Origin of the sequence: Mycobacterium sp. E2238, from assembly GCF_001672665.1 — a bacterium.
Lineage (GTDB): Bacteria > Actinomycetota > Actinomycetes > Mycobacteriales > Mycobacteriaceae > Mycobacterium.
This window is the reverse complement of the sequence record NZ_LZKF01000019.1, coordinates 71,468-82,279: the sequence shown is the minus strand read 5'-3', so window position 1 is coordinate 82,279 and position 10,812 is coordinate 71,468. Positions and strand designations below refer to the sequence as shown.

Annotated in this window: 8 protein-coding genes; 2 read left to right on the top strand and 6 right to left on the bottom strand. The window is 68.1% G+C overall.

All coding sequences use genetic code 11. From position 1 onward, the window contains the following. Nucleotides 1-267 precede the first annotated feature (267 nt). Complete coding sequence (locus A5711_RS01685; RefSeq protein ID WP_067943418.1) at nucleotides 268-648, bottom strand: hypothetical protein; 381 nt, start codon at nucleotides 646-648, stop codon at nucleotides 268-270. A 269-nt stretch (nucleotides 649-917) separates the two neighbouring features. Here A5711_RS01685 and A5711_RS01680 point away from each other — a divergent pair, with 269 nt between their 5' ends. Further along, on the top strand, nucleotides 918-2,426 hold the full coding sequence (locus A5711_RS01680; protein ID WP_067943416.1) for a sensor domain-containing protein: 1,509 nt from the start codon (nucleotides 918-920) through the stop codon (nucleotides 2,424-2,426). 14 nt (nucleotides 2,427-2,440) lie between these two features. Here the strand turns inward: A5711_RS01680 and A5711_RS01675 are convergent, their stop codons facing one another. The 4 genes from A5711_RS01675 to A5711_RS01660 all read right to left on the bottom strand — a co-directional run bounded on the left by A5711_RS01675 (nucleotide 2,441) and on the right by A5711_RS01660 (nucleotide 7,697). Then, on the bottom strand, nucleotides 2,441-4,168 hold the full coding sequence (locus tag A5711_RS01675) for an NAD-binding protein (protein WP_231987404.1): 1,728 nt from the start codon (nucleotides 4,166-4,168) through the stop codon (nucleotides 2,441-2,443). Nucleotides 4,169-4,234: 66 nt separating this feature from the next. Beyond that, on the bottom strand, nucleotides 4,235-5,377 hold the full coding sequence (locus tag A5711_RS01670; RefSeq protein WP_067943414.1) for a DUF4185 domain-containing protein: 1,143 nt from the start codon (nucleotides 5,375-5,377) through the stop codon (nucleotides 4,235-4,237). Nucleotides 5,378-5,384: 7 nt separating this feature from the next. Next, a complete protein-coding gene (locus A5711_RS01665; RefSeq protein WP_067943412.1) occupies nucleotides 5,385-6,431 on the bottom strand; it encodes an aspartate-semialdehyde dehydrogenase in 1,047 nt (348 codons plus the stop codon). Continuing rightward, complete coding sequence (locus A5711_RS01660; RefSeq protein ID WP_067943410.1) at nucleotides 6,432-7,697, bottom strand: aspartate kinase; 1,266 nt, start codon at nucleotides 7,695-7,697, stop codon at nucleotides 6,432-6,434. Between the two features lie 230 nt (nucleotides 7,698-7,927). Between A5711_RS01660 and leuA the strand changes: the two genes are divergently transcribed. After that, nucleotides 7,928-9,778 (top strand): 2-isopropylmalate synthase, encoded by a 1,851-nt coding sequence (leuA, locus tag A5711_RS01655; protein WP_197520106.1) that lies wholly within the window; start codon nucleotides 7,928-7,930, stop codon nucleotides 9,776-9,778. Nucleotides 9,779-9,784: 6 nt separating this feature from the next. Here the strand turns inward: leuA and A5711_RS01650 are convergent, their stop codons facing one another. Then, complete coding sequence (locus tag A5711_RS01650; protein WP_067943405.1) at nucleotides 9,785-10,777, bottom strand: DEDDh family exonuclease; 993 nt, start codon at nucleotides 10,775-10,777, stop codon at nucleotides 9,785-9,787. Nucleotides 10,778-10,812: the final 35 nt, after the last annotated feature.

Below are 10,812 nucleotides of genomic sequence, written 5' to 3'. Positions count from 1 at the left end.
GTCAGGCGGGACTACGTGACCGGCGGCTGTACGCCGCGGCCAACAAGTGCGTGGCCGTCGCCGCTCAGCGGGCGCCGGCGGGGTCGACGACGGTTCGGGTGTCTCACTCATTCCTGAATCATGCCCAGCGTCGCGACGGGCATAACAGGTTCGTCCCACAAACTTGCTGTGAATCGGGATCCGGCGGTTAGTTGCCGGTGATGAAACGACACGCGGCCCGGTGCTCTGGTGAGCACCGGGCCGCTGGTTGTTCGGGAACGGGTTGGACTACCTGGACGGGACGACCGACGACGGGATCTGGCTCGGGCCGGGGGCGCCGGGGGTCGCCGACGCGGGGCCGCCCTGTTGGATGCCGGCGGGTCCACCCTGCTGGGCACCGGGACCGCCCGGACCGCCCATGCGGTGCGGGTGCATCCACGCCGCGTGGTGCTTGTGGTGGTGGTGGCCGTGGTGGCCGCCGCGATGGCCGAGGATGAAGCCGGTGAAGAAGATGACCGCGACGATGAACACGATCCCGGCGACGATGGCGACCCACGCGGCGAGTTGGAAGACCCGCGGGGCCCGGTAGGCCGCCGCCGCTTCCGCGGCGGCCGCTGGCGCAGTTGCGGTGGAGGTCCGCACAGTGGGGGTTTCGGATGTTTCACTCATGAGACAAATGATGAAGGTGTTAACACCAGTCGCGGCTATGCATTACTTAAGTAGCAGCTGTGAGCTGAGCGGCCGTCTTACCTGGTAGAACGGCCAGGGCGGCTTCATCGCCGTCGCCGGACCGGCTCCCCGATTCCGCCCGGACCGCGTTGATTCGCGGCGACCCAATCAGCCACCCGCTCCACCGCCGAAGATTTACGCTGCCTGAAACGCCTCAACCGCGTCCGCCCGCAGACCGACAAACCGCCGACCCTGCATCAGGAGAAAGCATGACGCTATTTGTCAGTCACTCCAGCCAGGACAAGGCGGCGATCCAGGATCTGTTGAAGGCGTTGCGGGACGCGCGTCAGCACGTGTGGGTTGACGAAACGTTGGGCGGCGGTGACGCATGGTGGCGCACCATCCTCGAGGAAATCCGGGGCTGCGACGTGTTCGTCTTTGCGCTGTCGAACAACTCGATCGCATCGAAACCGTGTCAAGCCGAGTTGCGCTACGCCGAGGCTCTGCGCCGTCCGATCCTTCCCGTGCAGGTGGGCCCGGTCGATTCCATGCGCCTCACTCCGCTGGCGGAGACGCAGGTCATCGACTACCGAAATCCGACCGTGGACAGCGGCATTCAGCTGATCGAAGCGGTGCACGAATTGAAGGACAAGCTTGAGCCGCTGCCTTCACCCCTGCCAGAAGAACCGCCGGTGCCCTTCGCCTACCTGATGCGGCTGGGCCATACCCTCGCGGACCCGGAGCTCAGCGCCCGCCAGCAGGCCGAGTTGATGTCGGAGCTGAAGGCGGGGCTTCGCGAGGACGGGGCCGATCCGGCTGCGCGCCGCGACATCGCCCGGTTGCTGTCCAAGCTGCGTGATCGTCCCGACGTCACCTATCAGGCGCGAAACAGCATCGATGCCCTGCTGAAGTCGGTGGACGAGGAACCTGCGACCGCGGCAGCCGCACCGATCACGGCGTCCGGCGCGCCGGCGGAGCCCGAATCGGGAGCGGTCACGGCGGACGGCTCCGACGCCGCGCCTCCGCACGCTCCCGAGGTCGGCAAGAGTCACCGGCCGCGCGCCAGGTGGGTCATCGCCGGCGGCGCGGGCTTGGCCGTTCTGATCGCGATCGTTGTCGTCGCGGTGCTGCTGCTCCGCCCCAAGCCGGGTCCCGCCCCGGTGTCCCTGGAATCCATCCTGCTCAGCGACGCGGAGATCAACTCCATCACGGGCACCTCCAATATGGCGAAAACCCCGGACAACCAAGGCAAGACGTTCAAGGACGTCAGCAAGGCGGTTGACGTGTCACCGCGGTGGTGCATGGGCGTGCTCTATCCCGGCGCGGACCTGACGTATGAAGACAGCGGAGAAAAGCAACTCGACTGGGCGGCGCTGGAGGATTCGGGTGGCTGGGTGCGGGCAGGCGAGGGCAATCACCACTTCGTCGATCAGGCCGTGGCGGCCTTTTCGACCAGAGACCAAGCCCTGGACTTCGTGCGGCGCTCGGCCAATGAGTGGGCGGCCTGCGACGGGAAGACGGTGACCGCGACCTACCTGGACAACGGCCGCGCGTACACGTGGGTCGTCGAAAACCTCACCGGGCACGCCCCGCAGATCACCCAGATGTACAGGCAACAGGGCAACGTTGCCAGCTACGCGTGCCAGCGGGTGTTGCAGGCGGCATCCGCTTACGTGATCGACGTGAAGGTGTGTGGGGACCACATCACCGACCAGGGCAGCGTGATCGCCGCGAAAATGGCCGTCAAGGTGCCGAAGTCCGCGGGGCCGAAGTTCTGAACTGGCGGCCGTTCTCACTTCCGCTGGGTGCGGATGATCTGCAGGCCGGCCGAGGCGAGCAGGGCGGGGATCTCCCGAACGAACACGCGGTCGTAGTCGGCGACGTCGTCGGGCAGGTCGGAGAATGCCACCAGATACGGGGTCCTCTTGTTTTCGATGTCCTTCTCGCCCAGAGACCAGCCGTCGGCGAGGCGCTCGGCCATCCAGCGGTCGTGCTCGGCGACCGCCAGCGTCTCGACCTCGTCGGTGCTGAACGCGAATTCCGATGCGTCCCAATCCCGCAGGGGCGCAAGGTCACAACCGACGCTTCGCAGCTTGACCGCAATGTGGCGCGCCTGCGCGCGGCTGGAATCTTTGCGTGATTCGTCCAGCTCCGACCACGGTGGCGCGGGTTTACCGGAAGCGAGTTGTTCGGCGCACCAGCGACGGTGGATGGCATGGGCGATCGCCTCGTAAGAACCGCCGCGGGTGAGTTCGACCGTGCAGGTTCGTTCGAGCGTCGGGAAGACATCGATGTCGGGTCCCCCCGCGCCGCCGGCCTCATCGAGGAGCCGGGCGACTCCGCGCGACCGCGTCAGCGCGACCACCAAGGGGACGGCGGGATCCAGTTCATGCCTCAACTGCAACGCCAGCTCAACGGCCTGCTCGTCGTTGTCGGCGGTCACGTAGGCGCGGGCCAGCGGGGGCGCTCCCGCATCGGCGTGATAGGCGCGCAGCCGGTGGATCTTGCTGACCGAGGCGGGCAGGGTGATGAAGCTGCACACCTGCTCGAGGGCGGGATAGTGGCCGAGAAGCAACTGCACCCGGTGGTCGGCCTGGTTGTCGACGACGGTGACCACCAGCTCCCCGGCGTCGTCGGCACGGTGCTCATACCACTCGCGTGCCGCGTGGTATGCCACCCAGACACCCAAGTCGCCGAGGCCGGCGATGAGGATGTGCGGGCGGTCGCACCCGGTGCCGACGGGAAACGCATCCAGCAGCGACCGCGCACCGATCTCGTCGGTGTTGAAGAAGTCGAGCGCCGACGCCGCGCGCTCGGCCTCCCGGATCCTCAGCAGCGCGCACAGCTCCGGGTCCGCGATTTGGGCCAGGCAGGTCAGCACGTTCCCGGAACGGCCACTCGCAAGCAGGCTGGCAACGGCGACGATCTCGGTGTTGACGGCGTCATGCGGACACAGCGCGAGCAGCCGCGCCGCGCGCCGGACACCGGCCGCCTGCAGGGTTCGTTCCTGCTGCGCGTCGCCGACGATGACCGGCACCCCCCAGCCGTGGCACAACTGCATGTTCGGGTTCGCCGCGTCCGAGTCGATGACAACCACGCGGTCCCCGGCCTCGCGGAGGTGGTGCAGAAACGCGCTGCCGACATCGCCGAGCCCGCAGAGGACCACGTGACCGCTCATCAGCGGTACGCGCATCTGTTGCACGCGGTCACGGAACAGCGACGCCAGGCCGCTGAGCCCCGCGAATCCGGCGACGAGCGGGGCGAGGAAGCGGGCGATATCCAGCGTGACAGGCAGGTGGTCGTCGACCGGGGTCGACGCGGTGAACAGCTTGAAGCTCCAGAAGACGATGTCGCTCGGTTCGGGATGCCGTCTCCACAACTGCCAGAACCCGATGTTTCCCAGCACCAGCGCCACCACGCCCAGCCCGGCGAGCACATGCCAGCGGTAGTAGGACACCAGACCTGCGACGGACCACAGAAAAGTCCGCACAGAGCCCCGGGCGCCGCGACTGTCGTTCACGCCAATATCGTTTCACCGCTGGTCAGCGATGTCTGGCATATCGCCCCGGCGGGAGGCGGCTTCTCGCTAGTCCGGCTTGAACGGGTTGACGGCGAACTGGATCACCCGATACGGCGCGGCCACGCGCGCGCGAGTGTCCCACTGGCTGACGAAGATTCGCAGCTCGTCGAGCGTCGAGCCGGGCGAGATGTATCCGCCGTACGGCTGCGCGAGCCGGTTGTCGTAGGGCGGCGGCAGGCTCTCCGCGGGCTCGGGCCACTCGTCGTGCTGCACCACCGTGGTCACCGGTGCGTCGCCAAGCGACGTCGGGTCGTTCGCGACACGGACCTCCATGTTGCCCGTCACCGCGTTGAAATACGACAGCACGGCCTTGCCGTCGATCTGCCGAACGCACATCTCGCCCACCGCGTCCGGCCACAGCGGGGTGGGGGGCTTGCCCCAGCCGCCGTCGGGTCCGGCCGCCCAGCCCTGCCAACGGGACCGGTCGGTAAACGTTTGCGGGGTGGCCCGATACAGCACGACGGGATCCCGACGGGTGAAGCTGTCGGCGACGATATATACCCATCCGGTGGGCGAGTCGGGCGTGGGGATCGGGTCGTAGTAGCCGCTGATCTGTGTCTGTGAGCCGCCCTGGTACGACGCGGGTCGCCGCGATCCCGCGAGGGTCTGCCAGCCCGCCCGCGCGGGTTCGGCCGCGACGAGCCGGGAGCTTTGCGGCTCCAGGTTCTTCGTGGTCGTCACCATCATGTAGTTGCGCCGGTTGATCTGCACCACGCCCGCGGGCAGCTGCGAGGCGCCGGGCGGGGCGGGGTCGGCGAGCAGCGGTTTGCTGACCCCGGTGACGCCGGTGTAGCGCACGCCGGCCGGGTCGTCGACGGAAGCGGTGTCCACGCGCAGCGCCACCGGCGCGTACCAGCCGCCGAACCCGACGCCTTGGCCGGCGAAGCTGTCGCCGCAGACCTGCAACAGCTCGGCGGGGAACTCGACGAACTCACAGAGATCCGTCGCGCCGATGCCGTAGTCGCCGGTCGGGGTGCCGGTGCCGGCCGTCGGGCCGATCCGCAGCACCTGACCGGGCGCCAGCGGCTGAACGATCGGCTCGGGGACCGGCGCGGGCGGGTCGGCGTGCGCGGCCCAAAACCATTGCGGCGCAAACAGAATCACAGCAAGCGAGCACCGCGCGACCAGTCGGGCGTGGGCGGTGCTCACCCGCCTATTACAGCTGGGCGGCCAGCAGCTCGGCAATCTGGATGGTGTTCAGCGCCGCCCCCTTGCGCAGGTTGTCCCCCGAGACGAACAGGGCGAGGCCGCGCCCGTCGGGGACACCCGGGTCCTGCCGGATGCGGCCGACCAGCGATTCGTCGACGCCCGCGGCGGCCAACGGGGTCGGCACGTCGACGACCTTGACGCCGGGCGCGCCGTCGAGCAGCGCCCGCGCACGCTCGGGCGACAGCGGCCGCGCGAATTCGGCGTTGATCGACAACGAGTGCCCGGTGAATACCGGCACCCGCACGCAGGTCCCGCTGACCGCCAGGTCGGGGATGCCGAGGATCTTGCGGCTCTCGTGCCGCAGCTTCTGGTCCTCGTCGGTCTCCCCCGAGCCATCGTCGACCAGCGACCCGGCCAACGGCACCACGTTGAAGGCGATCGGCGCGACATAGGTCTTCGGCGCCGGGAACTCGACCGCGGAGCCGTCGTGCACCAACTGCTCGGCGTCGTCGATGACCGCGCGCGCCTGCGTGGCCAGCTCCTCGACGCCGGCCAGCCCGCTGCCCGACACGGCCTGATAGCTCGACACCACCAGGCGGGTCAGCCCGGCCTCGTCGTGCAGCACCTTGAGCACCGGCATCGCGGCCATCGTGGTGCAGTTCGGGTTGGCGATGATGCCTTTGGGTCTGCGGTGGGCGTCCCGCTCGAAGTTCACCTCGGACACCACCAGCGGCACTTCGGGGTCCTTGCGCCACGCCGACGAGTTGTCGATCACCGTCACCCCGGCCGCGGCGAACCGTGGCGCCTGCACCAGCGACATCGTCTTGCCGGCCGAGAACAACGCGATGTCCAGGCCGGTCGGGTCCGCCTTCGCGGCGTCCTCGACTTCGATCTCCTGGCCGCGGAATTCCAGCTTGCGCCCTTGCGAGCGGGCGGACGCGAAGAACCTCACCTTTAACTCACCACCAGTCGCGGGGAAGTCCCGCTCGTCGAGCAACCTGCGCATCACCTGGCCCACCTGGCCGGTGGCGCCTACGACGCCGATGGCAACCATTTACCTGCCCGTCCCCGCGTACACCGTCGCCGACTCCTCGCCGCCGAGCCCGAACGCCTCGTGCAACGCCACGACGGCCTTGTCTAGTTCGGTGTCGCGGCACAGCACCGAGATGCGGATCTCGGAGGTGGAGATCAGCTCGATGTTGACGCCCACCTCCGCCAGGGCCTCACAGAAGGTCGCGGTGACGCCCGGGTGGCTGCGCATGCCCGCACCGATCAGTGACACCTTGCCGATGTGGTCGTCATAGAGCAGCTGGGTGAACCCGATCTCGTCCTTGAGCGAATCCAGCTTGGCCACCGCCGTCGGCCCGCTGTCCCGCGAGCAGGTGAAGGTGATGTCGGTCTTGCCGTCCTCGACCTTGGAGACGTTCTGCAACACCATGTCGATGTTCACGTCGGCCTCCGCGACGGCCCGGAACACCCGGGCCGCATAGCCGGGGATGTCGGGGATGCCGACGATGGTCACCTTCGCCTCGCTGCGGTCGTGCGCGACTCCGGTAAGGATGGGGTCTTCCATGGCGATGTCCTTGATCGATCCCTTGACGACGGTGCCCGGTTTGTCCGAGTACGACGAGCGGACGTGCACCGGAATGTTGTAGCGGCGAGCGTATTCCACGCAGCGCAGCATCAGCACCTTGGCGCCGCACGCCGCCATCTCGAGCATCTCCTCGAACGTCACGGTGTCCAGCCTGCGGGCGTTGTGCACGATCCGGGGGTCAGCGCTGAAGATGCCGTCGACGTCGGTGTAGATCTCGCAGACGTCGGCGTGCAGCGCGGAGGCCAGGGCGACGGCGGTGGTGTCCGAACCGCCCCGGCCCAGCGTGGTGACGTCGCGGGTGTCCTGGCTGACCCCCTGGAACCCGGCGACCAGCACGATGCGCCCCTCGTCGAGCGCATCCCGCAGGCGGCCCGGCGTGACTTCGATGATCTTCGCGTTGCCGTGGGTGCCGGTGGTGATGACGCCGGCCTGCGAACCGGTGAACGAGCGCGCCTGCGCTCCCAGCGATTCGATCGCCATGGCCACCAGCGCGTTGGAGATGCGCTCGCCGGCGGTCAGCAACATGTCGAGTTCGCGCGGCGGCGGGGCGGGGCACACCTGCTGGGCAAGGTCCATCAGGTCGTCGGTGGTGTCGCCCATGGCCGAGACCACCACGACGACGTCGTTCCCCTGCTTCTTGGTCGCGACGATGCGCTCGGCGACACGACGGATTCGATCGGCGTCGGCCACCGAGGATCCGCCGTACTTTTGCACGACGAGCGCCACTACTTTTCCCGCCCTTCCGCCACGTTTTAAGCCCACAACAGAATACGTGGCTGCGCATAACGGTTTACCCAGCGTTGCTAAGCACTCCGGCCTGCGGTTTTGAGCGAGTTCTAGCGCAATTTTCTCCGCGACGCCAATCGCGGTAGAGTTCTCCTCGTGCAGCGGGTGCTCCTCCTCGGACGCCGCGACGGGGTCTGATCCAGACCGGCTTCCCGTCGCGGGTGTTCGCGATGCGCCGGTCTGAGGTTCCTTCTGACACCCCCGGAGCAACTACCGTGACTTCCAATCCCGACGCCTATACGTCAACACGTTCGATCGTCAAACCCGCGGGCCCGCCGGGGCCCGGCCAGCCCGCATGGAACCCGCAGCGCGGTTCGGCGATGCCGGTCAACCGGTACCGGTCCTTCGCCGAGGAAGTCGAGCCCATCCGCCTGGCCGACCGCACCTGGCCCGACCGCGTCATCGACCGCGCCCCGCTGTGGTGCGCGGTGGACCTGCGCGACGGCAATCAGGCGCTGATCGACCCGATGAGCCCCACCCGCAAGCGCCGCATGTTCGATCTGCTGGTTCGCATGGGTTACAAGGAGATCGAGGTCGGCTTCCCGTCGGCCAGTCAAACCGACTTCGACTTCGTTCGCGAGATCATCACCGACGGCGCCATTCCCGACGACGTCACCATCCAGGTGCTGACTCAGTGCCGTCCCGAACTCATCGAGCGCACCTTCACCGCGTGCGAGGGTGCGCCGCGGGCCATCGTGCACTTTTACAACTCGACGTCAATCCTGCAGCGCCGCGTGGTCTTTCGCGCAGACCGGGCGGCCGTGCAGGCCATCGCCACCGACGGCGCCCGCAAGTGCGTCGAAGAGGCGGCCAAATACCCTGGCACGCAATGGCGTTTCGAATATTCGCCGGAGTCCTACACCGGAACCGAGCTCGAATACGCCAGGCAGGTGTGCGACGCCGTCGGCGAGATCATCGCGCCGACGCCGGAGAACCCGATCATCTTCAACCTGCCCGCCACGGTGGAGATGGCCACTCCCAACGTCTATGCGGACTCGATCGAGTGGATGAGCCGCAACCTGGCCAACCGGGAATCCGTCATCCTGAGCCTGCACCCGCACAACGACCGCGGAACGGCCGTCGCCGCAGCCGAATTGGGCTTCGCCGCGGGCGCCGACCGGATCGAGGGTTGCCTGTTCGGCAACGGCGAGCGCACCGGCAACGTGTGCCTGGTGACGCTGGGGCTCAACCTGTTCTCCCGCGGCGTGGACCCCCAGATCGACTTCTCCAACATCGACGAGATCCGTCGCACGGTGGAGTACTGCAACCAGCTGCCGGTGCCCGAGCGGCACCCCTACGGCGGGGACCTGGTCTACACCGCGTTCTCCGGCAGCCACCAGGACGCGATCAACAAAGGCCTGGACCAGATGAAGATCGACGCGGACGCCGCGGACGCCGACGTCGAGGACATGCTCTGGCAGGTGCCGTATCTGCCCATCGACCCCAAGGATGTCGGCCGCACCTACGAGGCGGTGATCCGGGTCAACTCGCAGTCCGGCAAGGGCGGGGTTGCCTACATCATGAAGTCCGACCACGGCCTCGCGCTGCCGCGGCGGTTACAGATCGAGTTCTCCCGCGCGATCCAACAGATCGCAGAGGGCACAGCGGGTGAGGGCGGCGAGGTCTCCCCGAAGGAAATGTGGGACGCGTTCTACGAGGAGTACCTGGCCCCGGTGTGGCCGCTGGAGCGGATGAAGCAGCGGGTCGAGGCGTCGGAGGAAGACAGCGGCACCACCACGATCACCGCGACCGTGAAGGTCAACGGGGTGGAGACGGAGATCAGCGGCGCCGGCAACGGCCCCCTGGCGGCGTTCGTGCACGCGCTGGGCGATGTGGGGTTCGACGTCGCGGTCCTCGACTACTCCGAGCACGCTATGAGCGCCGGCGACGACGCACAGGCCGCGGCGTACGTGGAGGCGTCGGTCAACGGCCGCACGGTGTGGGGCGTCGGCATCGCGCCGTCGATCACCACCGCGTCGCTGCGCGCCGTCGTGTCCGCGGTCAACCGCGCGTCGCGCTAGCCGGCGCTAGAACAGCGCGAGCTGCTGGTCGAGCGTGGTGGTATCGGTGAACTCCTCCATGCTGGTGCCGCCGACGACGGCGCGGATGGAGTCCATGAACTGCGTGTCGGAAATCACCGGTATCCCCAGCTGCCGGGCCAGGTAGCCCTTGCCCTGGTCCGGCGCGGGATCGTTGCAGACCACCAGCGACGTCTCCCCGTCGACGGTGTCGCTGTAGGCCAGCCCGGCATGCAGGATCCGCTCCACGAGTTCCTCGTGGGTGCGCCCCACCTCGGCCGCCAGGGCCACCCGCATGCCCTGCACCAGCGGCCTGCCGCCCACGTAATGGCCGGGGTTGAGATACGGGCAGGGCATCCGCGAGGCCAGCACCTTCAACGGGCGCAGCTCATCATGCGTGACGCGGCCGTTCGGCCAGCGGCGCCGCGTCACCGGATGCACCGGCAGCCAGATGTCGCATTCGCGCGCCCGCTCGAGGGCCGAGGCCAGCACACCGGTCAGCACCATCGCGTCGTCGAAGGCGTCGTGCGGCCGTTCCTGGGTCACGCCCCAGTGCGCCGCCAAGGTCTCCAACCGCAGGTTGTCGATGCCGAGATCCAGCCGCCGGGCCAGCTCGACCGTGCACATGACGGAGTCGATGGGGAGTTCGGCCTCGGCGAGCTCGGCTTCGGCGGCCAGGAACGCGTAGTCGAACGCGACGTTGTGGGCTACCAGCGTGCGGCCGTCCAGCACCTTGACCACGTCGTCGACGATGTCGGCGAACTGCGGTTGGTCTTCGAGCATGGCGGCGGTCAGGCCGTGCACGTGGGTGGGCCCGGGATCGACCCCGGGGTTGAGCAGGCTGACCACGGATTGCTCGACGCGCCCGTCGTCGTCGAGGCCGAGCACCGCCAGGCTGATGACCCGGGCCTGGCCCGGCCGAAAGCCCGTGGTCTCGACGTCGATGACAGCCCAGCCCCCGTCCGGCTCGCTGGCCGGTCGCCCCCAGGACACCCGGTTCATGACTTGAGGATGGCACGTCCGACCGACAACGCCTG